The 24,175-nt window shown below is 56.5% G+C and carries 26 protein-coding genes; 10 read left to right on the top strand and 16 right to left on the bottom strand.

Annotated features, from left to right (window positions below; genetic code table 11):
• Positions 1-50: 50 nt before the first annotated feature.
• Genes GSQ86_RS01055 through GSQ86_RS01045 form a run of 3 tightly spaced genes read right to left on the bottom strand, consistent with a single transcriptional unit; the run spans position 51 to position 3,087 of the window.
• Positions 51-1,127, bottom strand: coding sequence for an FtsX-like permease family protein (locus GSQ86_RS01055; RefSeq protein WP_254062071.1), 1,077 nt, complete (start codon positions 1,125-1,127; stop codon positions 51-53).
• On the bottom strand, positions 1,127-2,749 hold the full coding sequence (locus GSQ86_RS01050; RefSeq protein ID WP_158748101.1) for an ABC transporter permease: 1,623 nt from the start codon (positions 2,747-2,749) through the stop codon (positions 1,127-1,129). Before GSQ86_RS01050 ends, GSQ86_RS01055 begins: the two co-directional genes overlap by 1 nt.
• A complete protein-coding gene (locus GSQ86_RS01045; protein ID WP_158748100.1) occupies positions 2,746-3,087 on the bottom strand; it encodes a PadR family transcriptional regulator in 342 nt (113 codons plus the stop codon). The genes GSQ86_RS01050 and GSQ86_RS01045 overlap by 4 nt, the downstream gene beginning before the upstream one ends.
• A gap of 308 nt (positions 3,088-3,395) precedes the next feature.
• Here GSQ86_RS01045 and GSQ86_RS01040 point away from each other — a divergent pair, with 308 nt between their 5' ends.
• A complete protein-coding gene (locus tag GSQ86_RS01040; RefSeq protein WP_158748099.1) occupies positions 3,396-4,721 on the top strand; it encodes a nucleotidyltransferase family protein in 1,326 nt (441 codons plus the stop codon).
• 186 nt (positions 4,722-4,907) lie between these two features.
• Here the strand turns inward: GSQ86_RS01040 and GSQ86_RS01035 are convergent, their stop codons facing one another.
• Positions 4,908-5,348, bottom strand: coding sequence for a recombinase family protein (locus tag GSQ86_RS01035; RefSeq protein WP_158748098.1), 441 nt, complete (start codon positions 5,346-5,348; stop codon positions 4,908-4,910).
• Positions 5,349-5,767: 419 nt separating this feature from the next.
• Between GSQ86_RS01035 and GSQ86_RS01030 the strand changes: the two genes are divergently transcribed.
• The 5 genes from GSQ86_RS01030 to GSQ86_RS01010 all read left to right on the top strand — a co-directional run bounded on the left by GSQ86_RS01030 (position 5,768) and on the right by GSQ86_RS01010 (position 10,967).
• On the top strand, positions 5,768-6,046 hold the full coding sequence (locus GSQ86_RS01030) for a hypothetical protein (RefSeq protein ID WP_216840962.1): 279 nt from the start codon (positions 5,768-5,770) through the stop codon (positions 6,044-6,046).
• Positions 6,047-6,192: 146 nt separating this feature from the next.
• Positions 6,193-7,779: a murein biosynthesis integral membrane protein MurJ gene (murJ, locus tag GSQ86_RS01025; protein ID WP_158748096.1), complete on the top strand. Its 1,587-nt coding sequence runs from the start codon at positions 6,193-6,195 to the stop codon at positions 7,777-7,779.
• Between the two features lie 121 nt (positions 7,780-7,900).
• Positions 7,901-8,734: a nucleotidyltransferase gene (locus tag GSQ86_RS01020; protein ID WP_158748095.1), complete on the top strand. Its 834-nt coding sequence runs from the start codon at positions 7,901-7,903 to the stop codon at positions 8,732-8,734.
• Complete coding sequence (locus tag GSQ86_RS01015) at positions 8,731-9,438, top strand: metallophosphoesterase (protein WP_158748094.1); 708 nt, start codon at positions 8,731-8,733, stop codon at positions 9,436-9,438. Before GSQ86_RS01020 ends, GSQ86_RS01015 begins: the two co-directional genes overlap by 4 nt.
• A 212-nt stretch (positions 9,439-9,650) precedes the next feature.
• Complete coding sequence (locus GSQ86_RS01010; RefSeq protein WP_158748093.1) at positions 9,651-10,967, top strand: hypothetical protein; 1,317 nt, start codon at positions 9,651-9,653, stop codon at positions 10,965-10,967.
• Between the two features lie 12 nt (positions 10,968-10,979).
• Here the strand turns inward: GSQ86_RS01010 and thiD are convergent, their stop codons facing one another.
• Positions 10,980-11,846, bottom strand: a complete 867-nt coding sequence (thiD, locus tag GSQ86_RS01005) for a bifunctional hydroxymethylpyrimidine kinase/phosphomethylpyrimidine kinase (RefSeq protein ID WP_158748092.1) — start codon at positions 11,844-11,846, stop codon at positions 10,980-10,982.
• Between the two features lie 152 nt (positions 11,847-11,998).
• Between thiD and GSQ86_RS01000 the strand changes: the two genes are divergently transcribed.
• A complete protein-coding gene (locus tag GSQ86_RS01000) occupies positions 11,999-12,553 on the top strand; it encodes a septal ring lytic transglycosylase RlpA family protein (RefSeq protein ID WP_216840961.1) in 555 nt (184 codons plus the stop codon).
• A 12-nt stretch (positions 12,554-12,565) separates the two neighbouring features.
• A complete protein-coding gene (pyrF, locus tag GSQ86_RS00995; protein ID WP_158748091.1) occupies positions 12,566-13,330 on the top strand; it encodes an orotidine-5'-phosphate decarboxylase in 765 nt (254 codons plus the stop codon).
• 4 nt (positions 13,331-13,334) lie between these two features.
• On the opposite strand, the gene GSQ86_RS00990 is transcribed toward pyrF, so the two are convergent.
• From GSQ86_RS00990 to GSQ86_RS00980, 4 genes are all read right to left on the bottom strand, one after another.
• Positions 13,335-13,559, bottom strand: a complete 225-nt coding sequence (locus GSQ86_RS00990) for an FtsX-like permease family protein (RefSeq protein WP_158748090.1) — start codon at positions 13,557-13,559, stop codon at positions 13,335-13,337.
• Positions 13,480-13,704 carry an FtsX-like permease family protein gene (locus tag GSQ86_RS23760; RefSeq protein ID WP_371719943.1) on the bottom strand — a complete coding sequence of 75 codons (225 nt, stop codon included), beginning with the start codon at positions 13,702-13,704 and terminating at the stop codon, positions 13,480-13,482. The genes GSQ86_RS00990 and GSQ86_RS23760 overlap by 80 nt, the downstream gene beginning before the upstream one ends.
• Positions 13,705-13,766: 62 nt before the next feature.
• Positions 13,767-15,647: an ABC transporter permease gene (locus tag GSQ86_RS00985; protein WP_158748089.1), complete on the bottom strand. Its 1,881-nt coding sequence runs from the start codon at positions 15,645-15,647 to the stop codon at positions 13,767-13,769.
• A 12-nt stretch (positions 15,648-15,659) separates the two neighbouring features.
• Positions 15,660-16,064, bottom strand: a complete 405-nt coding sequence (locus GSQ86_RS00980) for a hypothetical protein (protein ID WP_158748088.1) — start codon at positions 16,062-16,064, stop codon at positions 15,660-15,662.
• A gap of 229 nt (positions 16,065-16,293) precedes the next feature.
• Here GSQ86_RS00980 and GSQ86_RS00975 point away from each other — a divergent pair, with 229 nt between their 5' ends.
• Positions 16,294-18,276 (top strand): DUF1800 domain-containing protein, encoded by a 1,983-nt coding sequence (locus GSQ86_RS00975; RefSeq protein WP_254062054.1) that lies wholly within the window; start codon positions 16,294-16,296, stop codon positions 18,274-18,276.
• Between the two features lie 17 nt (positions 18,277-18,293).
• Positions 18,294-19,550, top strand: coding sequence for a DUF1501 domain-containing protein (locus tag GSQ86_RS00970; RefSeq protein WP_158748087.1), 1,257 nt, complete (start codon positions 18,294-18,296; stop codon positions 19,548-19,550).
• A 6-nt stretch (positions 19,551-19,556) separates the two neighbouring features.
• Here the strand turns inward: GSQ86_RS00970 and GSQ86_RS23245 are convergent, their stop codons facing one another.
• The 7 genes from GSQ86_RS23245 to GSQ86_RS00945 all read right to left on the bottom strand — a co-directional run bounded on the left by GSQ86_RS23245 (position 19,557) and on the right by GSQ86_RS00945 (position 24,042).
• Complete coding sequence (locus tag GSQ86_RS23245) at positions 19,557-20,072, bottom strand: FtsX-like permease family protein (RefSeq protein WP_254062053.1); 516 nt, start codon at positions 20,070-20,072, stop codon at positions 19,557-19,559.
• 6 nt (positions 20,073-20,078) lie between these two features.
• A complete protein-coding gene (locus GSQ86_RS23240; RefSeq protein ID WP_254062052.1) occupies positions 20,079-20,729 on the bottom strand; it encodes an ABC transporter permease in 651 nt (216 codons plus the stop codon).
• Entirely contained in the window at positions 20,726-21,925 is a 1,200-nt protein-coding gene (locus GSQ86_RS23235) for an ABC transporter permease (protein WP_254062051.1), read from the bottom strand. The genes GSQ86_RS23240 and GSQ86_RS23235 overlap by 4 nt, the downstream gene beginning before the upstream one ends.
• Positions 21,926-22,125: 200 nt before the next feature.
• The gene (locus GSQ86_RS00960; protein WP_158748086.1) at positions 22,126-22,305 is read right to left on the bottom strand and encodes a hypothetical protein; all 180 of its coding nucleotides are present in this window, start codon (positions 22,303-22,305) and stop codon (positions 22,126-22,128) included.
• A 213-nt stretch (positions 22,306-22,518) separates the two neighbouring features.
• On the bottom strand, positions 22,519-23,331 hold the full coding sequence (locus GSQ86_RS00955; RefSeq protein ID WP_158748085.1) for a DoxX family protein: 813 nt from the start codon (positions 23,329-23,331) through the stop codon (positions 22,519-22,521).
• Between the two features lie 67 nt (positions 23,332-23,398).
• Positions 23,399-23,587 (bottom strand): helix-turn-helix transcriptional regulator, encoded by a 189-nt coding sequence (locus tag GSQ86_RS00950; protein ID WP_158748084.1) that lies wholly within the window; start codon positions 23,585-23,587, stop codon positions 23,399-23,401.
• Positions 23,584-24,042: a hypothetical protein gene (locus tag GSQ86_RS00945; protein ID WP_158748083.1), complete on the bottom strand. Its 459-nt coding sequence runs from the start codon at positions 24,040-24,042 to the stop codon at positions 23,584-23,586. The genes GSQ86_RS00950 and GSQ86_RS00945 overlap by 4 nt, the downstream gene beginning before the upstream one ends.
• Positions 24,043-24,175 lie beyond the last annotated feature (133 nt).

Raw genomic sequence — 24,175 nt, 5'->3', positions numbered from 1 at the left:
CATCTTAGACGAAGATCACCCCCGGTTTGGACGACAGACGTTTCTTCAGCTTATTCGTAACGTAAAGCTTCCACCGGATGAACGGAGGCGGCGCGCTGCGCAGGCAGCAGGCATGCGGCAATCGCACAGAGGAAAAGCAGCAATGTGGCTTCCAGAAGGCTGCGGGAGCCAAATCCCGTGTTTTCCATCCACTTTGCCAGGATTTTCCCGAGAAAGAGATCGATCAGAATTCCTATCGTAATGCCTGTACTGACGCTCAGAAGAGCAACGCGCGCCGCGACCCATAAAACATGCCGTCGCGAGGCTCCGAGAGCTATGCGAACGCCAAATTCGGAGGTCCTTTGCGCGACGCTGTAAGAGACGACGCTGAACAGCCCCACAAGCGCAAGGATAAGCGCCATACCGGAGAAGAAGCCGAAGAGAATGGAAAAGAGGCGCTGCCTGGTCCACTGTGCATCGCGCTCGATGTCATCTTTAAGCTCCGACACTCCATTGGAAACCTGCTGATCGGGCGCGACAGCTTGCACAGCTTCCCTGACGGAGTGCAGCAATGCCAACGGCTCGCCCTGCGTGCGTATGTCGAACTGAGCATATGGCGCCATGAAGGTTGTGTATGGCACATACACCGCGGGAACGGCAGGCCGGTCGACACCATCGTTGCGCAGGTCTGCAATGACACCTATCACCTGCCGCCAGCCAAAGCTGTCTTCAGAGGACTTTTCTATCGATCCGGACGCTTTCAGTGTGGGCATACGAAACTGCTGGCCGAGAGGATTTACATTCGGCCAATACTGTTGCACGAAGGCTTCATTCACGATGGCAACGGAATCGCCACGAGCATTTTCTGTTTGATCCCAGAGCCGTCCGGCGGCCAGGGGAATTCGCAGCGTCGAAAAGAATTCAGGGCTGACGAGATGAACACGCGCCTCCTGTACCTGACTGCTTGTCCTGCCGAAAATTTCCACAGGACGCGCTATACCGCTGTACGGTGGGGTAGAATCTGTACCCACAGCGACTGAGATGACTCCGGGGATCGACGCAATCTTCTGGCGAATTTGACTGACAAAGGCGGCTCGACCTTCGCGTGACTCGATGCCCTTCCAGTCATTGGGGTTGTTCCAGTGCATCACGATGCCGCCCCCATGACGTTTTCCGGATCATAACCAAGCGAAACTTTGCCGAGATGGAGAAATGCGCCGATCGCCGTTCCTGCCGTGGCCAGCAGTAACAAGGTGAAAGCGATCTGGCCAGCGATGAGAATGTTCAGCCTGCGTTTGCTGCCATTCCCGGCAGTCCGGCGAAGACTTGCCTGCATGGTGCGAGCCAGATCAGGACGGGACAAACGCAGCGCCGGAAACAAACCGAAGAGCAACCCACACAGAAGAGCCAGTCCGACAGAAAACGCAAGGATAGGAAGGTTGATGCGAATCACCGATTCTGGCGGAAAAGAATTCGGCGAGAGCTGCAGTGGTAAGTTCGCCAACCAGTAAGAAGCGGCTACGCCCAGTATCGCGCCGGAAAATGAGATGACAATCGCTTCCACCAAAAGTTGTCGAATGATTCTCCAGCGGCTGGCTCCAATGGCGCTACGCACCGCTAGCTCGTGTTGACGGGCTTCGCCGCGCGCAAGCAGAAGAATGGAGCAGTTGGCACACCCGATAGCGAGGAGCAGCAAAACTCCGGCGAGCAGTAGCGTTAGCGTGTGACCGGTGTTCTGTTCATAAGGAACGATGATGGGCTGAAGCTGCAGATGAAATTTCTTTGGAAAAGGGTGCGGATTCTCCTTCGCGAACTGGTGCACCAGCACATTCAACTCAGCGCTGGCCTCGACTGGGGAAATGCCTGCTTTCAGTTTGACCCATGGAATATACGGCCAACGAACGGGCGGGTTCACGGTATCGTGGAGAAGGCTTATGGGCAGATATACATCGCCTACGCCGGTAGTGTCATTGAAAGCAAACCCGCGCGGCATCACGCCTACGATGTTGTAATTCGCATTATCGAGCTTTAGGAAGCGACCAATCACTGTCGGGTCACCACGAAAATGGCGCTGCCAGAATTTGTAATTCAACACAGCTACAGGCTGCCCTCCGCCCTGAGCGTCCGAAGGCTGCAGCGAACGCCCAAGCAGGGGGTTCACGCCAAAGAACGTACCAGCGTTCTCCGTCACATAGAGCGCTGAGACATCTTCGGGAAGATCGTTGCCCGTCAGCTCTGTGTTGACAGCCCTAAATCCCAGCAGGCTTTCGATGGATTTACCTTTCGCAAATGTCTCGAACTGCGATCGGTACATGGCGAACCAGCGCCGCTCATCCGGACGATCCTCGTTGACAAGCGCAGGATTCATGATGCGGTCTGCACCCGCATAAGGAAAGGGATGTATGAGAACTGCGTAGATCAGGCTGAACATCGCCGTCGTCGCGCCGATGCCGAGGGCCAGCGATAGAATGGCGACCGCAGAAAAGCCCGGATTCTTGAAGAGTGAACGCGCACCGTAGCGAATGTCGGCACCCAACTCGTCGAAGGCTCGCAGGCCGATAGCATCTCTATATTTTTCGTGCTGCGTGTCGGGCCGACCAAGCTCGATACGCGCTTTGCGCTCTGCTTCTTCAGGCGTCATTCCCTGACTGACGAGGTCCTGCACGTAAGCATCGATGTGAAACTGAAACTCTTCATCGACTTCACTGTGAACGCGATTGCGATTCACAACAGCTTTCCACCAGCAGCGCAGCGTAGCCCGGATGCTCATATCTCCTCCGGCTCGGCTTGGAGGATGGCAGCGACAACGCTGGTCATATCGGACCATTTTGCCGTCTCGGTTTTCAGCTGGCGCTTTCCAGTGGCGGTCAGGCGGTAGAACTTGGCGCGGCGGTTGTTCTCCGACTCGCCCCACTCGCCTTCGATCCAGCCATTACGCTCAAGGCGATAGACGGCGGTATAGAACGAGCCCTGCAGAATCTCCAGCCGCTCGCCGGAAATCTGCTGAATACGCAAAAGAATACCGTATCCGTGGAGAGGCCCAAGGGATACGGCTTTCAGGATGAGCATTTCTAATGCGCCCTGCGGAAGATCGACCTGCCTGGTCATAGGTCTCTCCTATTTGAGATAGGAGAGTACGCCGCTCTCTCCTATTTGGTCAAGCAGAGAGCGAGTTTAATGACACTACCTGACTTTGGCGTGTCATCGAAAGCAAACGTACGCGGCAGAATGCCGACGCATATAATCGTTTTTTTGGAACGACGACATCGCCTCTGAAAACATGCGTGTACCACAACCACCTTTGGCAATTTTGTGGTTTCGTCTCGTTGTGTTTGCATCGGCAGTGCAAGGGGACTGGGCGGACCGGGCATCGAACAGATCGGCTCTGCACATTAAAAGAAAGGAAACCAGGGTCTATGGCTGTCCATCCACCCAAAACTGCCATCGAGCTCCTGCATATCCCGCACGAAGTAAGAGCGCTTCTCACCGCGCTTCACTTACAAAAGCCCGACATGACCCTCCTGAAATCGCTTAGCGATGATGAGTGGCATAGTCTCCTCGCCTTCTGTGATATTTCGCATCTGACACTCCCCCTGGCGCTCCTACCTGGCAACGATTTTCCCCACTGGGTCGTAAAGCGCCTCGATACGAACCTCGCCGACAATGCACTCCGTTTCGAGTCCGTTAAAGCTATCTATCGTGAGGTTGCTGATGCGCTCGCCAAAGCAGGTGTCGACCATATCGTAATTAAAGGCTTCACGCAGGCCCCGGAATATGTTGCGAAACCAGGTTTCCGCGCCCAAAGCGATATCGACATATTCTGCCCGCGAGAAAGCATCGAGGCCGCGCGAACCGCGCTGCAGGCCATTGGCTACATCTCCGACGATAAGACCACCATGAGCGCGGATCACGTGTCAGCGCTGGTTCGGCTCGGCAGCTGGCAGTGGAGAGGCAATCGCTTCGATCCAGAAATGCCCCTCGGAATCGAGCTGCACTTCTGCCTCTGGAACGAAGACGTCTCGCTAATCCGTATCCCGCAAGTCACACGCTTTTGGGAGCGCCGGATAATGCGAGAGGTCGACGGCCTCTCGTTTCCGTGCCTCAACCCCGTTGACCACCTTGGTCATCTCGCACTACACATTCTTCGCAACCTCTTTCTTCACGACTGGGTGGTCCATCACGTTCGCGAGCTAGCCGTCTTCCTTCACTCTCACGCAAACAACGATGCCTTCTGGCAGAGCTGGAGCGACACCCATTCTCCATCGCTGCGGTCCTTTGAAGTGATCGCGTTTTATCACGCCCGCGAATGGTTTGGTTGCCAACTCCATCCCCAGGTAGAACGAGAAATCGCCAGCCTTACCGCCGCACGCCAGAGCTGGCTCCGGCGATTCTCTGGCTCAGCCCTTGAGGTCATGTTCCAGGAGAATAAGGACTCGCTTTGGTTGCATCTCAGCCTCCTGTCCTCATGCCGAGAAAAGTGGAAGATACTAAGGCAAGCCCTGGTTCCATCCCGGGTGCTGTCTTTTGGTTCCCCATCGGTCCGGATACGCAACAAGCGATTGGCGCCATCCAGTGGAAACCATCCCTGGAGAGAATACATCGCATATCTTCTCTCTCGCCTCGCCGCTCACGGCCGCGCCAACCTGATTGCTATCACGCGTGGCCTCCGATGGTATCTGTCGCTCCACCACCCGTTCCGTCCGGCCGCGGCAATCGCAGAAGTGAGAGCCGCTGATCGCTAGCAACTACATCACGACGAAGTTCTGCACTCATAATGACTCGAATGCGCAAAAGAAAGCCGTATCCGTGAGAGGTCCAAGGATACGGCTTTCAGGATGAGTATTTCTCTATGCGCCCTGCCGAAGATCGACCTGCCGGGTCATAGGCTCTCTCCTATTTGAGATAGGAGAGAGCGGAATTCAGTGACGCTAGCCGACTCTGGCAGCGAAACGCTCGCGGCGACGATCCCATTCTTCGGTTGAAAAAACACGCGGCCCTACGTCGATCAACCGCGGCAGCATATTGAAGACGGTTACGGGGCTCCAAAGCCTTCCCTCGCGCGTGCGATAGCCCTTCTCATTCAGGTCGCTGGCTACGCTGGAGAATGGAAAATCCTGCACCAGAAGCTCCATCATCTGCAGCAGCGCCCGGTTCTCTTCCTGGTCAATCTCCAGTCGCAGGCAGTCGTCAGAAAGACGCAGTCCATAGGGAACGTCTTCAGTGTCGATACTGCCCTCGGGAGCATCGCCCGGCAGCTCGCGCCGCCACTCGACCGAAATGACCTGCCAGCCTGCATCCGTCCGCTGACGAAGCATGTCCTGGCTCAAAGGTCCATGTATGACATCCCGAATCCTCTCAAAATGCGCCATTACGTCCTCCTGAAATACACGACTCCGCAGTCTGATTGAGCAATTTTATGACCAGCAAAAAAGGCGTTGTAGTCTCCCTAAGTCATTGATAAGAAGACTACAAATAGGCTGCCCGCTTTCTCTGGATGTCCATTATTGAGCATGCCGTGTCCGTTGTTGAACACGCCATTCGGCAAGAATCAAGCGCCTCCCCTATCGAGAACCGGGACTCGCATCCAACCCACTGCATAAAAGTCGGAGCGAACTGCACCAGCAAAGCCTGTTCCAGATCGTCACTCAATCCATCCTGTGCGCCCTCTTTCAATTTTCCTGATCATCACCGCATGTCTCTGCCTCGCCATTCATGTCTCATTTGCACAGAATACGCATCCAATCGCAGCTATCCAAGCCGACTCCGAATCCCTCTGCGTCAAGCGCGTGTGATTAACCTGGGCGAGACTGGTCATCCGATGAACGGCTCGGCGTTCATCATGTCGAGCCGCTGGCCGCTTGCCGGCAAAATGGCCGGCTCGAACTTCCCGGCTGATTCGATCGCACGGCTTGAACAGATGCCCGATTCAGAGATTGCGTGGTTCAATGCCGGACGGCATCCGGTTCAGGGTGCGATCGCCGTCAGCGGTTCGACGGAAGATGCGCTCGCAAACAGCAGTCACAACACAACTGCGGCCATCTCGGTTGCGGACGAGTCAACCGGTTAACGCTCTAGAGAAGAGCTATCGGAATACGGTACATGCGCTTGGCACCTCCGCTCGACATGTCGGAGATGCGCTTCATGTAACGCCGAAATCGGATGCGCCGGAATAGCGTGCGCCCGCAATAAAAACTCGCACCTTATAATCATTTTTTGAGCGAGACAACTTCACACAAAAAACTCTCTACCCGCGCTTCGGCGGTGGCCGTGGCGGCGGGTATTCTCAGCAGCCGGCTGGTTGGGCTTGTCCGCGAGCGCGCTTTTGCCCATTTCTTCGGGAACTCCGCTGCCGCCGACGCCTTTCGTGCCGCCTTCCGCATTCCCAATTTTCTGCAGAATCTTTTTGGCGAAGGCGTACTCTCAGCGTCGTTTATTCCGGTCTATGCGCGGCTGCGTGCCGAGGAGCGCCATGAGGACGCTGCGAAGCTCGCTGAGGCGATCTTTGCTCTCCTGTTTCTGGTTACGTCGGCGCTGGTATTGTTTGGAGTCTTCGCGGCACCCTGGCTGCTCGATGCCATCGCCCCCGGTTTTCGTGGCGAGACGCGGCTGCTGACGATTCGCCTTATCCGTATCCTTTTTCCCGGTGCCGCGCTGCTGGTCTTTTCCGCGTGGTGCCTGGGAGTTCTCAACAGCCATCGCAAGTTTTTTCTTTCCTACGCCGCTCCGGTGATCTGGAACGTGGCGATCATCGTCGCCCTGCTGTGGAAGGGCGGCCATCAGGATGAAGCGCAGCTGGCGGTCTCGGCGGCTATCGGGTCAGTCATTGGCAGCGGCTTGCAGTTCGCCGTGCAATTGCCGACGGTTCTGCGCCTGCTGTGGCCGCTGCGGTTCAAGCTGCATCTGGCTACTGAACACGTGCGCACGGTGGTTCGCAATTTTTTCCCTGTCTTTGTCAGCCGTGGCGTGGTGCAGATCAGTGCCTACGTCGACTCCATGCTTTCGAGCTATCTCCCGGTCGGTGCGTTCGCCGCGCTGGGTTACGCGCAGACGCTGAATTCCCTTCCAGTAAGCCTCTTTGGCATGGCGATCTCGGCTGCGGAACTGCCCGCGATGTCGAGCGAAATTGGCACGCAGGAAGAAATCGCGGCGGCTCTTCGGCAACGCTTGTCCACTGGTCTGCAGAACATTGCATTTTTCGTGATTCCGTCGGCGGTCGCTTTCGTCGTTCTGGGCGACATGATTGTCTCAACCATCTACCGCTCTGGACGTTTCGGCGGTGGCGACGTTGTTATTGTCTGGCGGGTGTTGGCTGGATCGGGCGTTGGCTTGCTGGCTTCCACTTCAGGGCGGCTGTATTCTTCAGCGTTTTACGCCCTGCGCAATACCCGCACGCCGTTGAATTTTGCGCTGATTCGCGTGGCATTGACCTTGGCGCTCGGCTATTTCTTTGCCCTGCCTCTGCCGAGGCTGCTTGGAATTGACCACCGCTGGGGAGTCGCAGGCTTGACGCTTTCGGCGGGCATGGCCGGGTGGGTCGAATACACTCTGCTGCGTCGCGCGTTGCAGGCACAGATCGGCGTCGTTCCCTCATCCGCTTCGCGCTCGGTTCGACTCTGGCTGGCTGCGGTGATTGCGGCGCTGATCGGCTATGGCGTCAAGCTGATCTTTCCCATCAAGAAAGCCCTGGTCATCGGGCCAAGCGTGCTCATTATTTTTGCGATTTGCTACATCGGGCTCGCTGCTCTGATGGGGATCGCATTGCCTGCTCGTTTGCGGCGATTGGCGCGGCGGTCGTCTTGATGCAGCCATCACGCATCGCAATTTCACCAATGAAAGACTTCGCCTCGAATCCATAGCGGGATAAAAAGCGTTCCGGTCCAAGGCGACATAACACCGCCGAACCTGCGTCTCACCCAAACGTATGGCGAAGTATGAAGAGAATGAGCCGGTACTCCCTGTAAGTTCCTCCACGGAGCCGGAATTTCTGCCTGCAGCCCGGGATTGTTATCGAGGTGTCCTCGAGGCATTACAGCAGGCGGGGATTCCTTATGCCATCGCGGGAGCCTTCGCTCTCCACAAGCACACTGGTATCTGGCGAACCACAAAGGATCTCGACGTGGTGCTGGAAGCGAAATCGGTGCCGGATGCTTTGGCGCGTCTTGAGCAGATGGGCTTTGAGACCTATATCAAGGACCCTGTGTGGCTGGCGAAGGCAATTCGCGGAGAGTATTTCGTTGATCTGATTACCGCCCTCGGCAACGCGGTCCTGGTGGTGGACGAAACTTGGCTGAAGCGCGCTACGCCGTATGAAGTCTTCGGCGTGCCCTGCAGCGTGCTCGGCGCGGAAGAGATGATCGCATCAAAAATCTTCGTTTCGCGCCGCGAACGATTTGACGGCGCAGACGTGGCTCATCTCATCCGCGCATGTGCAAAAAAGCTGGACTGGGAGCGTCTGCAGGAGCTTCTTGAGCCGCATTGGGAGATGCTGCTCTGGAGCCTGATTTTCTTCGCTTATGTTTATCCTTCCGACCGAAATCTTGTCCCAAGACAGGTATGGTCCAGCCTGTTGCATCGATTTGAGCAACATATGCAGCAACCCACCGCAAACGAGCCATTTCGCGGAACGCTGATCGACCCGAATATGTTTGCCATTGATGTAGAGGAATGGGGCGAGCGCGATCTTTACAAGGAATATTGCGAGCATCACCCGTTTCTGCTGCAGGCTGTCGAATCGAAACAGAAGGAGAAGGAATGAGATTGGCGGCGGTGGCCGATGTCCACTTCAAGGACGAGCAGCGTGAAGAGAATATTCGACAGTTTCTGGCGGTCAATGAGCTCGCCGATGCTCTGGTCATCGCCGGCGATCTGACGAATCACGGTCTGCCTGAGGAGATGCGCGCATGCCTCTCCGTTCTGGAGCATGTACACGTTCCGATTATCGCCGTGCTCGGCAACCACGATCATGAGAGCGGTCACCAGGATGAACTGGCGGGAATGGCGCGCGTCGCGGGAATCCATCTGCTGGATGGCCAGTGTTTTGAGATAGACGGGGTAGGCTTTGCCGGGGTGAAGGGATTCTGCGGAGGATTTGCACCCTATGAGCTGATGCCGTTTGGCGAGGGCGGCATTAAAACCTTCGTCGAAATCGCGGAGCGCGAAGCCATCAAGCTGGATTACGGGCTGGCGCAACTGCAGACCCGGGTAAAAGTCGCGATCACGCACTACGCTCCTATTCAGGAAACTGTCGCGGGAGAGCCCGAGCCCATCTTCCCTTTCCTTGGCAGTTCCCGACTGGCGCGAGCCCTCGACCGGCACAAGCCAACGCTGGCTCTCCATGGACATGCCCACCATGGGACCTTTACCGCGAAATCGCAGTCAGGGGTGAGCGTATATAACGTAGCCCTTCCCATATTGCGAGCGCGCAAAGAGCCGCATCCCTTCGTGATCTTCGATTTATAGCGCGGATGACTTCGGACCATTCCAAAAAGACTTCCGGTAAGAGCAGGTCGACATGGAAGCACCCTATTAGCAGTTCATTCCAAAGCGCTTGAAATCCCTGGCACACGCCGCTTCCATCTCCATGAGCCTGCCTTCATGATGGCTTAAGGCGTGACTGCTAACTTGGAATTTGCCGGCCTTTATATTTTCAGATTGGACCATCCAAGGAGCAGATGTACCCAAAATCTATTGCCTCCCTCTGCCTGCTCACGGGTATTCTTGGCGCCGCGGCGCAGGCTCAGCAGAACGATATTCCTGCTGGAGTGCCGTTGCGGGTCCGGATCGATAAACGTTACCTGCTCAAGACTGGCACTAAGATAGAAGGCCACCTGATCGCACCCGTGTACCTGATCGATCATGAAGTCCTGCCCATCAACACCCTCGTCACCGGATCAATCCTTGCCACCCATCCAGTCGATCGTGGCACTCGCACCGACGCCATCCTCAACGGCGACTTTACTCCGCTGGCGACGCCAGAGCTGCGTTTTGACCAGATCACGCTGCCCGATGGCAGGGTTGCAGCCATCTCCACCCAGGTCAAAGAGCGCGACGGCACTGTAGTTCGCATGAAGTCCTCCGGCAAAAAGCGCTCCCTCACGCAACAGGCGGGAGATCAGTTCCGGCAGCGCAAGCAGGATGCTCTTGACCAGATCACCAAGCCGGGAAAATCCGACCGCACATTGCGATTGCTCTATTCGCAGCTTCCTTACCATCCGCAACGCATCTGGCCCGGAACCCAGTTTGACGCGGTACTCACGGAACCGCTCTCCTTGCAGCAAAAGAATCAGCCTGCCCCCTTGCCGATCGAGCCGTACACCGGCGGCCCTCTGACCGGCATCATCGAAGCCAGGCTGACGGAAGATCTCAACTCCGCGACGGCGAAACAGGGCGAGGTCGTCCATGCCGTTCTGACCAGGCCGCTTCTCGATTCCGCGAAGAAAGAGGTTGTATTGCCCGAGGGGACGCATGTCGAGGGCGTGGTTCTGCAAGCGAAGGCTGCCGGCTGGTTCGCTCGCAATGGCAAGTTGCGATTCACCTTCCGTCGCATCGACACTCCCCAATCCCAGACCGCGCAGGCGGCTCCAGCCACACAGCAGCCTGAACCGGTAGAGCGCTCTGCCGATCATGCCATCCACGGACGCATGATCTCATCGGAGGCCAATCGTGGACAGAATGTGGCGATTGATTCAGAAGGTGGAGCACAGGCGACTGGCGGCCCCGATAAATACATCGCGCCATTGGTGCTGGGCCTTTTCGCCGCTTCCGCATCCCTTGGAGACGACGACAACGTCGTAAAAAACGGCGTAGTCGGCAACGGATTCGGCCTTATGGCCCGTATCGCCACTATGGCCACGGCGAACCGCAATGTCGCCATGGGCTTCTCTTACTATGCGCTGAGCAAGTCGGTCTACAAACGCTGGATCGCCAAAGGAAAACAGCTCACGTTTCCCCAAAATACGAGAATCCAGATCGAGCTTTCCGAGCGCTGAGGCAGCGGGAAGCTACCTGGAAGCCCATTTATATAGATGGTCCATCGGTCCACGGCCACGGCCCACTTTGTATGCGGCCTTGAGCGCGGCGGTGACGTAAGCCTTGGCCCCCTCCGCGGCTGCAAGCGGATTTTTTCCGGCGATCAGCTGGCATAGCAGCGCGGATGAGAGCGCGCAACCCGTCCCGTGGGTCGCTTCGGTATCAACGTGCTCGCCTTCGAGCCAGGTGGCCTGTCCGTCTGGACTGAGAAGAAAGTCGTCCGGGCGTTCCAAATGGCCGCCTGTGACAAGAACATGGAGTTCAGAATTTCCCGCCGCTGCTGCTATGCCCTGCAATTTTGCCGCTGCCGATGGAATCGATTCCCTATTCAGGGTCTCGTTTCCGGTCAAAACAGCCAGCTCGTCGAGATTCGGCGTCACCCATCCGACGAATGCCAGCAGCTCCGAACGGAGGCGTTCGATACCTGCCGGACTCAGCAATTCCCGGCCTGAGCTGGAGCGGAGAACAGGATCGAGCACCACCCGCGACCGATGGATTCCTGACTGAGAAAGAAAATTCGCCACCTCACCGACCGCTTCTGAGGTGGCAAGCATGCCGATTTTAACGCCCATTGGCAGAACGTCGTCCCGCAGACAGTCCAGGGTCTCGCGGATAGTGGCTGGCGCGACCGCCTCAACCCGCTGAACACCCAGGGTCGATTGAACCGTCAGCGCCGTGATACAGGCCATGCCATAGATTCCATGGGCGGCAAAGACCTTCAGATCGGCGGTGATTCCGGCGCTCGAAGAGGGGTCGAAGCCTGCAATGGTGAGAGCAATCGGCGTCTCAGGAACCGAATTTGGCTGCGAATTTGAGGGCTTGCAGGCTGCCTCTTTCATCGTTCTTTCATCATAAGTGCTAGAACATGTTGGCAGTTCGGCTGAAATTATTTACCACAATGCTACTGCTGTGGCAAGTGGAAAACTAAAATAAATGGTTATAATAGTTTGACTTACGCTTTCTGCCTCCATACAATTTTTAAAGGAGGACTATGTTCGCTATCGCAACTGACATTGATAAAGGCAGACTCATTCCCAAGCTCTCGGTCTATGCCGGAGTTGTCCTCGCTGCCGCGATGGGCCTCTTCGGACTGAAGGCACATGTTCCAACCGCCTCCGCCTCGCAACCGCCCGCAATTCCCGATCAGGCAACCGGCAAGAAACTGAATGCCAAAGCCGACGCTGAAAAGAAGCGCCACTGGTATCAGATTGGCCGCGCTTCGTGGTACGGCGAAGACTTCCAGGGACAGCAGACTGCAAGCGGTGAGGATTTCGACATGAACCAGATGACGTGCGCCCATCGCAGCCTTCCATTAGGCTCGTTGATCCGCGTCACTAACCTGCGCAATCACAAGGCTATTGTGGTGCGCGTGAACGACCGCGGCCCTATGCCGCAAGATCGTGTAGTCGATCTTTCTTATGCTGCTGCGCGCTTCCTTGGTTTCAGTAGCAGAGGTACGGCGCCCGTGCGCCTGGATCTGGTGAATTCGAAGACAGAACTGGCACAGTTGAGCTATCCGCTGACGCCAGCGATGGCAAAGCCGTAAAATGTCTTCGATATGGTTCCCTCTGAGTATGTAACGCAGGAGGCCCCTGCGCGCGACGCCGCGCAGGGCCGCCCCGATCCAAATCGCCAGCCAGCAGAAAAACTTATTGTTGCTCTCGATTTTCCCGACGCCCCGCAGGCGCTCGCTCTCGTGGACCGTCTCGAAGGGCAGTGCCGCTGGTTCAAGGTTGGGCTGGAGCTGTATTTAGCGACGGGAAATAGTGTCGTAGAAACGCTCAAAAGGCGAGGTTTTTCGGTCTTTTTAGACCTGAAATTGCACGATATTCCGAACACGGTGGCAGGAGCCATGCGTTCCGTTGCCCGGCTGGGAGCCGACATGCTGACCGTCCATGCATCTGGCGGACCGGTCATGCTGACAGCCGCCGCTGAAGCTTTGGCAGGTGTGCCTAAACCGCCGCGTTTGCTTGCGGTTACGGTTCTCACCAGCATGGATGCAGCACAGCTGACGACCATCGGAATTTCTGCGACTCCGGGTGAGCACGCGCTTCTTCTTGCTCAGATAGCCGCCTCCTCCGGAATTTCCGGATTGGTCTGCAGCCCCGAGGAAGCTGCACAAATGAGAAAAATTCTTCCCGCCTCGACCCTCGTCACGCCCGGGATTCGACCGGCAGGAGCTGCCATCGGCGATCAGAAGCGGATCGCAACGCCCGCGTCCGCGCTGGCCGCGGGGGCTGATTATCTGGTTGTTGGCCGCCCCATTACCCAGGCCGCCGACCCGGCGGATGCCGCCAGTCATATTCTTCGCGAAATGGAGTAATCGGCTACTCGTATCGGATCGCTGATATCGGTTCGATTCCTGCAGCCCGTATGGCTGGAAGCAAAGAAGCCGCGCTGGCTATGACTCCGATCGCTGTGATGGAAGCTGTCAATATCCACGGATCGAGCGTAGTCGTCTGGTAGAGAAAATCAGTCAGCGCTTTTGAGATCCATACCGCTGCGAGGATTCCGATGAAGGATCCGATTGCGGCGGTGGTGAGATTTTTCACGGAAAATCATGGACAGCACCCCACTTCGCGGCGCTCCGAGTGCTATGCGAACACCGATTTCGCTGGTACGGCGGGCGGTCGCGTAGGCAAGGGTCCCGTAGAGTCCGATGGCGGTGACAAGAAGAGCGCAGCCGGCGAAAAACATAAACAGGAGCGCCATCAGGCGTTCCGTTGTCATCGAGCCGTTCACAACATCATCCATCGAAGTCACGACGGGAGCCGGAATGGTCGGCGCCAGCCTTGCTGCCAGAGATCGGGCGGCTGAGTCAGCGGAGCCGACGGGCCATCGATTCGCACTACTGCGCTCAGCGAAGGTTTCGGCTGCTCATCCTGGGCGATGGGCACATAGCCAACAGGCGGCGCGGGTGCGCGCATATCTCTATATTTGGTGTCGCCGACCACGGCGATTACCTCAAATGTTGTCTTCTGCTGGGTTTGGGTGAGCTGCTGACCGAGTGCGTTCTGTCCGGGAAAAAGCAGCTTTGCCGCCGATTCATTGAGGATGATTTTCATGCCTGCTGGCGCCGTATCGTCCCATCGAAAATCGCGACCTGTCACCATAGGAATCCGCATGGTCTGAAAATAATTCGGCGCTACGCTGTTCATGAATATAGTTTGAGGCGTCTTGCCGGGCGCCGCGTAACTTCTGTTCCAGCCTCCGTGCGAGAGCGGGACAATAAACTGAAAGCTCACATTTTTTACGCCGGGTTGATGGCTCAGCCCGTCGCCCAGTTGCTGGTAGAGGCAGATCAGCGCGTCGCCTTCTAATGGCTGCTTGTCCATGCTGAACGCGATGTTTATAAGGCCATGCGGTTCGAAACCAACTCCTGATTTGTAAAGACGCACCAGGCTGGTCGCAAGAAGTCCTGCCGACATGACCAGCACCAGGGCCAGAGCCACCTCGAAGGACATAAGCGTTCGCGAGAGGATTCTGGTCCGGCGGCGTTCGTTGGCCTGGGTTGCATGCTGGCCGTTCTTGATGTGGTCGCTCAGATTGCCGGAGGTGGCCTGCAGGGCAGGTACGAGGCCAATGAGCAACGCGGACACCGTCGCAATCAGCGCGGCGAAGGCGAAGACGTGCGTGTCGATGGAGGTGTCGATCTGCGCTCCCGCCGAGCCGGCCATGATCTGCATCATTGAATTTCCGCCGATGAGGAGAGCTGAAAGCGATCGGCTGACAAATGGCGCCAGCAGCAGGCCTGCAGCTGTGCCAAGAAGGGCAAGAAGCAAGCTTTCCACCATGAGTTGACACACCAGGCGGCTCCTCATTGCGCCCATCGCCAACCGAGTGGCCAGTTCCCTTTCACGGGCCGCTCCTCGGGCCATGAGCAGGCTCGCCAGGTTGAGGCAAGCCAGCAAAAGAACGCCGCTGCACATGGCCAGCATGGCTATCAACGGCTTGCGAAAGAGGAATCGTGCGAAGGTGAATCCGCTGGAACCGCTTTCGGCGTCAAAATGAAAATGCGCCTTGTCTTCATCTGCAATGTAATCAGGGTCGCTGGCGGCTCTTTCATGCAGGATCGGACGGGAAACCGTGAGCAACGCCGCGTTCGCCTGCTCAAGGCTGACGCCGGGTTTCAATCGAGCCATCACGGTAAGCCACCAGGCGTGCGTTCCGGCATCGATATGGTTGCGCGGCGCATCGATGATCGGATCGGCTATCAGCGGAGCATAAATCTCAGGCCGCTGCAGCGGATCAGCTCCTATAAACCGCTTAGGCATTACACCGACGACGGTAAATGGCACATTGGCGATGACGAGTTTGCGTCCTACGACATCAGGAGCGCGATGAAACCAGCTCTCCCAGAAATGCTCAGAGATGACGACTGCGTGTCCTTCGGGGCTGCCACCTTCGCGATCATCTTCAGCGGTGAGGTAGCGGCCCATGAGCGGCGCGGTTTCGAGAGCCGGAAAGAATTGTCCGCTTACCAGCATTCCGTGCACCGTCTCATTGCCGCCCGAATCCCGAACCTGCAGCTCATCGCCGTTGAAGGCAAAGACGTTGTCGAAGGCGTCCTGTCCGCTCTCTAAACCGCGAAAGAACGGCGTGCAGAAGGAATAGTCGGCTTCGGGACCTCCTTCTTCCATTCGCAATATGGCTTATTTTTCGCTATGTGGCACGGGAAGAGGCCGCAGCAAGAGCGCATTGATCATGGAGAAGACGGTAGTATTCGCGCCGACTCCAAGGGCGAGCGTCAGCAACGCCACTACGGTAAAGCCCGGCGATTTCCGCAGCAGGCGTGCGGAGAAACTGATATCCCGTGCAAAATTTTCGATTGAACGAAATTGCCACAATTCGCGCAAGCGCTCATGCCAGCGATCTGCATTGCCAAAAGCACGACGGGTCGCCCGACCGACCTCACCCTGCGGCATTCCCTCACGCAGCAATTTTTCACGCAGCATCGCCTGATGGAACGACAGCTCATCCGCCATGTCGCGATCCATACGACCCCTGCGGAAGATAGCCTTCAGCCGGAGTAGAAGTTCGTTCAGATTTCCCGACATGACAGCTTCCTTAAACTGCTGATCCTACAAAACTTGCAGGATACATGCGGCGGCAGATCAGAAATAAAGCGCTCATTCGCTACTTCCATAAATCGTTTATGGGAAGATAACGGAATGCAGAACAACTGTCAATTTCCTTCTTTTGATCTTTTGAGACGTAACAGCCTTTGAAAAAACAGGCGTGCGCGCAACTTTGTATTTGAAAAGCAGTCTGGAAGGGTAGCTCCCTGTGAACAGGGGCCATGATCCAATGACCGTCTCGTGGCTTGCCAAGAATATCGCCGGTTTCCTTGCGTTGAGCGTCGCCTGTACGACGACCCCATGCATCGGAGCGGTAAAGCCAGCTCCCCTGACGGAACGTGAGAGCGCAGAACATGTTTTGGACCAGCTGACCTTCGGTCCTCGCCCCGGAGATGTGGCTGAGGTAGAAAAGATGGGCGGGAAGCGCTGGATCGAACTCCAGCTGCACCCGGAAAAGATCGACAACTCTACCCTCAACGCGAGATTGGCTATGCTCCCAGCGATGCAGCTCAGTACAGAAGAGCTGATCCGGAAATATCCGCCGAACCCTGTCATCCGGCAGCTGGATGCGGGCCGCATTGCCATGCCGAATGATCCGGTAGAGCGGGCCATCTATTCCAACGAGCTTGCCAATTACAGAATGCAGCGGGAGAAGAAAGCTGAAGGGGGAAAGGCCGGTGACGACATGGCGCCTCCACCTCTCGATGCCATCGATACCCCGAAACCCAGCCCATCGACTGATATTCCTGCTCTTCTGCGTGAACCTGTGGCTCAGCGCTGGAACACGCTCCTGTATATGGAACCGGGAACGGTGCGGCCGTTGCTGCAGAGGATGACTCCGGTACAACGCCAGCAACTGGCGGACGGAATGACGCCTCAACAGAAAGAGGTTGTGCTGGCGCTGGCGCAGGTGAACCGCGTCGTCGCGGGCGAACTGCAGGAAGAGAAGCTGCTGCGGGCTATCTACAGCAATCGCCAGCTGGAAGAAGTGATGACCGACTTCTGGTTCAATCACTTCAATATTTATCTGCGTAAAAACGGTGAAGAGCCGTGGTATCTGGCCAGCTATGAGCGTGACGTGATTCGCCCGCATGCCATGGGGAAATTTGAATATCTACTGAAGGCGGTCGCTCACAGTCCGGCGATGCTGGTGTATCTCGACAACCAGCAGAGCATCGGGCCACATTCGCTGGCCGCGATGCGGGCGGCAACGAATCCCAAGGCCAAAAATGCTGCGTCAGGGTTGAATGAAAACTACGCGCGTGAGTTGATGGAGCTTCATACGCTGGGCGTCAATGGCGGCTACACGCAGAAAGATGTCACCGAAGTTGCCAAAGTGCTGACCGGCTGGGGCGTGGACAGCAAGCCCAATGGCGGTTACACGTTTGAATTCAACGAACGCCGCCATGAGCCCGGACCGAAGACCGTGCTCGGACATACGATCCGCGAGAATGGCGAAGCCGAGGGCGAAGAAGTGCTGCATATGCTGGCTACGAGTCCCGCGACGGCGCATTTTCTTTCGACGCAGTTGGCGATGCAGTTCGTGAGCGACAATCCGCCGAAGTCGCTGGTGGATCATATGACGAAGAGCTTTCTGAAATCGCATGGGGATATCCGCCAGGTGCTGCGCACCATGTTCTTCTCGCCGGAGTTTGCATCGCAGGATGCCTACCGCGCAAAGCTGAAGACGCCGTTCGAATTTATGGTATCGTCGCTGCGGGCGACCGATGCGGATGTGGAGAATGCCACGGCGCTGACGAATTCGCTGAATCAATTGGGCATGCCGTTGTATGGCGTGCAGCAGCCCAATGGATATTCATTGAAAGCCGATCCGTGGCTGGGGACGGAGGCGTTGCTGGCACGTATGAATTTCGCGCTGGCGCTTACCTCGAACCGGATTCCGGGTGTAAAAGTCGACATCCCCAATTCACAGCCCGATGCCTCGCAGAATGAAGCCCAGCTTGAGACTCTGCTGCTGGATGGCCGAGTGAGTTCGCTCACGCATACGACGGTCATGAAGCAAATGGATTTGATTCAGGGCGGCCAGATGCCTGTTCCGGCAATGGCGCAGAACCGTCCAGGAAACCGCGGCGATCTCTTCGTCCCGGTTGCGTCGCACAACAACACCATGAACGCGTCAGACCTGGCAGCGGCACTGTTGCTGGGGTCGCCTGATTTTCAGCGGCGATGAGGAACAAGAGGTAGAGAATGGCAATTACACGTCGAGCACTGATGAAACGCGGAGCGATGGCTCTTGTAGGCACGGCTGCGATTCCCAGCTTTTTGACCCGCGCCGTGATGGCCCAGGCGACGACAGCCATGCCAAATCATAAGAAGCTGGTCGTTATTTTTCAGCGTGGCGCCGCCGATGGGCTGAATATCGTGATTCCTCATGCGGAGCCGTCGTACTTCCAGATGCGGCCAACGATTGCCATTCCTCAGGGACAGCTCATCGAGCTGGATGGCTTTTTCGGGCTGCATCCGGCGATGGCAAGTCTGAAGCCGCTGTGGGATCAGAAGCATCTCGCTATCATCCACGCTGTCGGATCGCCGGACATGACGCGCTCGCACTTCGATGCGCAGGATTTCATGGAATCCGGCACGCCGGGATTTAAAGCCACCGAAGATGGATGGCTGAACCGCGCACTGCAGGCGGAGGATGAAACGCATCGCGTGCGTGAAACTCCATTTCGCGCAGTGGCACTGAGCGCGCAGATGCCGCGCACTCTGCAGGGACGAGTTCCCGCGATTGCGTTGAATAACCTGCGGGACTTCCAGCTGAGGGGCGGCGGATCTGGCGCGGATTCTGCGAATGCAAGTTTCGAAGCTATCTACGCACAGACCGTGGATACAGCCCTTCGCGGCACCGGGCAGGAGACATTTGAGGCGGTCAGGATGTTGAAGGCAACCGATCCGAATCGATACATGCCAGCTCCGGGAGCGAATTATCCCAGAGGCGCTTTCGGCGACAGCATGAAACAGATCGCACAGCTATTGAAGGCAAATCTGGGTGTTGAAGCGGCTTTTGCCGATATCGGCGGATGGGACCATCATCAGAACGAGGGCAGCGTTAACGGCCAGCTGGCGGAAAGGCTGCGCGAATTTTCCCAATCGCTCTCGGCATTTTGGACCGACATGGGAACGCAGGCGGAAGATGTTGTCGTCGTCACCATGTCAGAATTTGGCCGTACTGCGCGCGAAAACGGCACACGCGGCACTGATCACGGACATGCCAACGTGATGTTTGTCATGGGCGGCCCGGTTCAGGGCGGACGAGTCTACGGACGCTGGCCGGGACTCGCTCCAGAGCAACTGAACGAAGGGCGCGACCTAACCGTCACTACGGATTTTCGCCAGGTGCTGGGCGAGACGGCTTACAAGCAGGTCGGCGCGCGGGATATGAATCTAATCTTCCCCAACGCCAATATGGGCTCACAGCGGTTTCTGAATATTCTTCGGGGATAGCGCCTGTCATTCACAGCGCAATGCAGTCATCGGATCGACGCGAGAGGCGCGTCGAGCAGGCATAAAACAAGCTATTGCCGCCACCATCCCGAGCAGAAGAACACACGTCAGCAGCATGACCGGCTCATGCAACCTGCTTCCTACCCACCTGGAGAGAAAGGCATTCAACGACAGAGTGAGTATGAGGTCGGCCAGAACGCCGCCGCCAATACTCGCTGCGATCGATGCAAAAACGATTTTCATCACATGTATGCGCTGCGCGCCCAGCGCCATGCGGATGCCGAACTCATTCATTCGCTGCTCCACGGAATAGGACACCACGCTGTAAAGTCCAATTGAAGCCAGAGCAAGAGCCAGTATGGCAAAGGAGGAAAACAGCCATGCGATCAAATGTTCATGCCGCCACTCTGGTTGATCGCTGATCCAGTGGTCGAGGTCGGAGACTACGCGCGCTGCTTGTTGATCAGGATTCAGTGAGGCGAGCGCCAGACGGATCGGGTGCAGCAGCGTGAGCGGCGGCACTTCTGATCAGACGAGAATCTGTGTAGCTCCCGGCATGTAGAAGGTATAAGGCACAAAGATGGCTGGCCGGATGGGATTGCGCAATCCATCATTGCGGCTGTCTCCCACCACACCCACAATCTGCAGCCACGAATCTGCTATTCCCGAAGCGGCAAGATTCTCTGGCGGTTGGTTTTCGAGACTCGGAATTTTGATGGATTTGCCTACGGCATCGCCTTTCGGAAAATAGAGATGCGCCATAGTTTGATTGATGACAGCGAGATGAGCAGCATTGTGATTCTCCGTTCCATTCCAGATTCTTCCCTGCTCGACAGCGATGCGCAGCGTACGGAAGAACTCCGGGTCTACCAGATTCACCAGCGCCGTCTGCTCTTCCAGCGCAGGTTCGCCTAAAAGCCTGAATGGCAGATTCGCTCCCGCCTGCGGCGGCGTGGCATTGGTCGCGGTAGCCGTCATGGTAACGCCCGGCACGTCGCGCAATTTGGACTGAAGCTGTTCAAAGTAAACCAGCCGCGCTGCCCAGGTCGTATACGAATTCTCGTGAAACGGAACCCATATCGAAATAACGTTGTGCGGGTCGTAGCCAAGCGGCGCGTGCAGCAGCCGCAGGAAACCCTCGCTCGCAGCGCCTGCTCTGGCCAGTAGCAATAACGTCAACGCAATCTGGCCGGAGATGAGCGCACTATGCGTCCTGCGTCCGTGAACGGTTCCGGCAATCGTGCGTACGCCTGACTGAACGACCTTGCCAACCTCAGGCCTAGAAAGCTGCAGCGCCGGCGGACAACAACTTCCGGCGCGAAAGAATACTGAGGAAGTATCGCCTTCATCGCCGCCACTGCTCCGTAGGCCACGAGCACACCCATCGCAGCTCCAGTAAGCGCAAGCAGCAGCGACTCGGTCAGCAATTGACGCACGATTCTTCCGCGACTTGCTCCAATGGCCGCGCGCACTGCCAGTTCATGTTGCCGCGCCGTGCCGCGCGCCAGCAGCATAATCGACACATTGCCGCACCCAATGGCAAGCAACAACGCCACTCCGCCAAAGAGGAGATACAGCGTTTTCCCCATGCGCTTTACCACCCAGTCGTTCAGGCCTTCAAGAGCCACCTGAAAATGTTCCGGAAATTGCTTCGGCGTCTCTCGCGCAAACTGCTCCATTAATGGCTGCAGTGCCGCGTCGGCAGCTTCGCGGGTAATGCCCGGCTTGATGCGTAAATCTACGATGTAGGCCAGCTTCGGGTTCTGCGTCAGATCAAGCGGCAGGTAAACATCGGCGCTGTACCAGGTAAAGCGCGGCGCGGCGACGCCCATAATGCGATAACTCTTTCGGTTCAGTTGCAGCGTCTTCCCCACTACATCCGGATTCCCCATGAAATGCCGCTGCCAGAACTTATAGCTCAACACCACGACCGGCTGGGGTTCCTGCCCGTCAACCGCGTCGGAAGGCTCGATGCCGCGGCCCAGCAGTTGTTGCATCCCCAGAAAATCAAAGCCGTTCGAGGTGATAAGAATCGTCTCGACATCTTCAGGGAAATCGCCTCCGGTCAGAGACAACGACCGGTCATCCATGGCAATGAGGCTTTCCACCGCAGGCGACTGCCTCAGGGTGCGGACCTGCGGCCCATTCAGATTCATCATTCCGTCTTCGTCAGCTTTGCTTTTTACGACCAGCCGAACTATGCGGTCCGCTGCTTTATACGGATAAGGATTCATCAAAGCGGCGTAAATGACGCTGAATACGGCAGTCGTCGCGCCTATTCCCAGCCCCAGCGAGAGTACCGCAGTAAAGGTGAAGGCGGGGTGCCTGATACATTGCCGAACTGAATATCGAAAATCCTGAAGAACGGTCAGCATACGCCGCTCGCTCGCCTCGCATTGGAATGCCGACCATCATCGCATGGAACGGATGAATTGACGCAGATCACCCCCATACTGACGAAATCAAAAGGGAAAGGTAGTTAAATTTCCGGCTCTGCTTTATCACCACTATTCCCAAGAAAAGAAAAAGCCCGACCACGAATGGCCGGGCTTCTTATGGGTTGATTGTGCTCGAATTAAAGCTTTTCGTAGAAATCGCAGGCCGAGCAGGAGATATACACGCCACCGGGGATGCCGCGCTCGCGATCCTTGACCCGCTTCACGATGCGGGTGGGTTTGCTGCACTTGGGACAATCGGTGCTCTTGGACGTGTCCATTACCTTCTTGCGGTCTGCTGTTTTGGCGATTTTAGCCATGGAAACTCTGTCTCCTCATCAATATCGTTGCAATGTCTTGGGGCTTTCATATCCAGGCTGAATCTGGGAAGCTCGCTAACAAAGCTCAGGCGGCCGGGCTTCTCAAGGAACGATACGGAAGAACGTCGGACTCGCTTCACCTATTTTACAACATCCTGCAACCGTGACAAACGGTACAGTTATAGCCTTCCGCAGCCTGTTGAAAAACCAGATCTACGCAATGGATTTTGAAGGACTTGGTATCGTCTGCGCTATCGGGACAGATTTTTTGGCGGGAGTGTTAAAGGCTACTACCCAAGCGCCTGCGGCGATTGCCCATGAGATGAGGAAAGCTGTGGTTGAGAAACGTGTCTTCGGCGTGGTCACAAGCGCGGGAGCCCAGACAAGGAGCGCGAAGCTGCTGATCATTCCGGCTTCGATCATGGCGGCGACTCGCGGGAGAATCGAAAGCAGTATGCCGGCCCCGCAGGCTATCTGGCCAACACCGGTGATGTAGGCCCAGCCCGTCCGAAACGGAAGCCACGGCGGCACCAGTGCGGCTGTTTCCTTCACGTAGATAATGTGCGCGAGTCCGATCGGGAGGATTGCAAGCGCGAAAAGAATGCGCGCCATGCGGACCCCGTTCTCACCGCCGATGGAATTCAAAACGGAACCATCTGGCGTCGCACCCAGGCGGGCAAAGAGAACCCATCCGCCAGCCATGAGAATGGCTAATTCTCCGAATCCCAGCCAGACTCCTTCGATCAGAGGCGCTACAAACAAGGCTGGAGCTTTGAGCAAAAGCCAAAGAATGAGGTATGGAAAGAGAATGCGAATCGACCACGTTACAGTGGCCTCAAAGAGTAGCCCGATACCTCCGAAGAGCATGATGACGCCGGAGGCGTAAGCAAGAGCGGTACGGCCCGGAACCCAGGGAGCGACTGGCTGCCAGACGAGGGCGAAATCCCCGTAAATAAGAGCGATGATGCCGAGGCCAATCATGCCTGCGGCAAAGAGCGTTAAAGCTGGCTGCTGATTCCGGGTCATGGATTCGTCCAGTCCTTTATTGAGAACAGAGTCTAGCTTGCCTTCGCCCTCCTCTTCACAGGATTCTTTATTCCGAAAAGATGGACTCGATAGGAAGGTTGAAAAGTCTGGCGAGACGAAACGCCAGAGGGAGGCTGGGATCAAATCGCCCGGTTTCAATGGCGTTGACGGATTGGCGGGAGACACCAAGTTTTTCAGCGAGATCGAGCTGGCTCCAGTTTCTCTCTGCCCGCAGAGCGCGCAGGCAGTTTGTCACCGATAGCTCCTTAGGCAGATTCGAAGAGCCAGGGCCGAGGAGATGAAAAAGATATCTGCGCTGAGAATGGTAAGGGGGAAAGGCCTGTTGTAGAGATTCATGAAAACACCGGCCACCGCAACGCCTGCCATGGTGAAGGCAAAGCCCCAGAGCAAAGCTCGAATGACGAGACTTCGTATAAATTCATCCGGCTCAGAGGTAAGATAATTTCCCGCTACCCACATCGCTAACAGCACGGGGATCATGGCAACAACGGAAAATAATACGAGCAATATTGGCGATGGATGCTGGTGATGCAGAAGGGTCTGCTGAAGACCGGGAAAGATGTCGAATAAAAAATTAGGAAGGTTGAGATTTGTAAAGTTGGTCGCAACGGTAAGCAGCATAATGCCACCAAACCGCTGTACAGAGCGGCGCTGAAGTGGCGTGAACCGATTGGCACAAAGAATTGACAAGAGTCCCCCCTGATGACAAGCTCACTTTACATTTGAAGCTTTTTGATGTCAAGCATATTTGACATACAGCTGTCCTATATTGTTTGGTCCCATAGTTGCTCATTCACGAGTCAATCGTCCTATCGCCGTGTTA

Origin of the sequence: Acidobacterium sp. S8 (genome assembly GCF_009765985.1) — a bacterium.
Lineage (GTDB): Bacteria > Acidobacteriota > Terriglobia > Terriglobales > Acidobacteriaceae > Alloacidobacterium.
The sequence above is the reverse complement of the archived record's forward strand: the minus strand, read 5'-3'. Positions and strand labels throughout refer to the sequence as shown.

Excerpts from the sequence above, each read along its gene's own strand:
- GSQ86_RS01055 (WP_254062071.1), bottom strand. The coding sequence starts at position 1,127 with ATGCACTGGAACAACCCCAATGACTGGAAGGGCATCGAGTCACGCGAA.
- GSQ86_RS01050 (WP_158748101.1), bottom strand. The coding sequence starts at position 2,749 with ATGAGCATCCGGGCTACGCTGCGCTGCTGGTGGAAAGCTGTTGTGAAT.
- GSQ86_RS01045 (WP_158748100.1), bottom strand. The coding sequence starts at position 3,087 with ATGACCAGGCAGGTCGATCTTCCGCAGGGCGCATTAGAAATGCTCATC.
- GSQ86_RS01040 (WP_158748099.1), top strand. The coding sequence starts at position 3,396 with ATGGCTGTCCATCCACCCAAAACTGCCATCGAGCTCCTGCATATCCCG.
- GSQ86_RS01035 (WP_158748098.1), bottom strand. The coding sequence starts at position 5,348 with ATGGCGCATTTTGAGAGGATTCGGGATGTCATACATGGACCTTTGAGC.
- GSQ86_RS01020 (WP_158748095.1), top strand. The coding sequence starts at position 7,901 with ATGGCGAAGTATGAAGAGAATGAGCCGGTACTCCCTGTAAGTTCCTCC.
- GSQ86_RS01015 (WP_158748094.1), top strand. The coding sequence starts at position 8,731 with ATGAGATTGGCGGCGGTGGCCGATGTCCACTTCAAGGACGAGCAGCGT.
- GSQ86_RS01010 (WP_158748093.1), top strand. The coding sequence starts at position 9,651 with ATGTACCCAAAATCTATTGCCTCCCTCTGCCTGCTCACGGGTATTCTT.
- thiD (WP_158748092.1), bottom strand. The coding sequence starts at position 11,846 with ATGAAAGAGGCAGCCTGCAAGCCCTCAAATTCGCAGCCAAATTCGGTT.
- GSQ86_RS01000 (WP_216840961.1), top strand. The coding sequence starts at position 11,999 with ATGTTCGCTATCGCAACTGACATTGATAAAGGCAGACTCATTCCCAAG.
- pyrF (WP_158748091.1), top strand. The coding sequence starts at position 12,566 with ATGGTTCCCTCTGAGTATGTAACGCAGGAGGCCCCTGCGCGCGACGCC.
- GSQ86_RS23760 (WP_371719943.1), bottom strand. The coding sequence starts at position 13,704 with ATGTTTTTCGCCGGCTGCGCTCTTCTTGTCACCGCCATCGGACTCTAC.
- GSQ86_RS00985 (WP_158748089.1), bottom strand. The coding sequence starts at position 15,647 with ATGGAAGAAGGAGGTCCCGAAGCCGACTATTCCTTCTGCACGCCGTTC.
- GSQ86_RS00980 (WP_158748088.1), bottom strand. The coding sequence starts at position 16,064 with ATGTCGGGAAATCTGAACGAACTTCTACTCCGGCTGAAGGCTATCTTC.
- GSQ86_RS00970 (WP_158748087.1), top strand. The coding sequence starts at position 18,294 with ATGGCAATTACACGTCGAGCACTGATGAAACGCGGAGCGATGGCTCTT.
- GSQ86_RS23235 (WP_254062051.1), bottom strand. The coding sequence starts at position 21,925 with ATGCTGACCGTTCTTCAGGATTTTCGATATTCAGTTCGGCAATGTATC.
- GSQ86_RS00960 (WP_158748086.1), bottom strand. The coding sequence starts at position 22,305 with ATGGCTAAAATCGCCAAAACAGCAGACCGCAAGAAGGTAATGGACACG.
- GSQ86_RS00955 (WP_158748085.1), bottom strand. The coding sequence starts at position 23,331 with ATGACCCGGAATCAGCAGCCAGCTTTAACGCTCTTTGCCGCAGGCATG.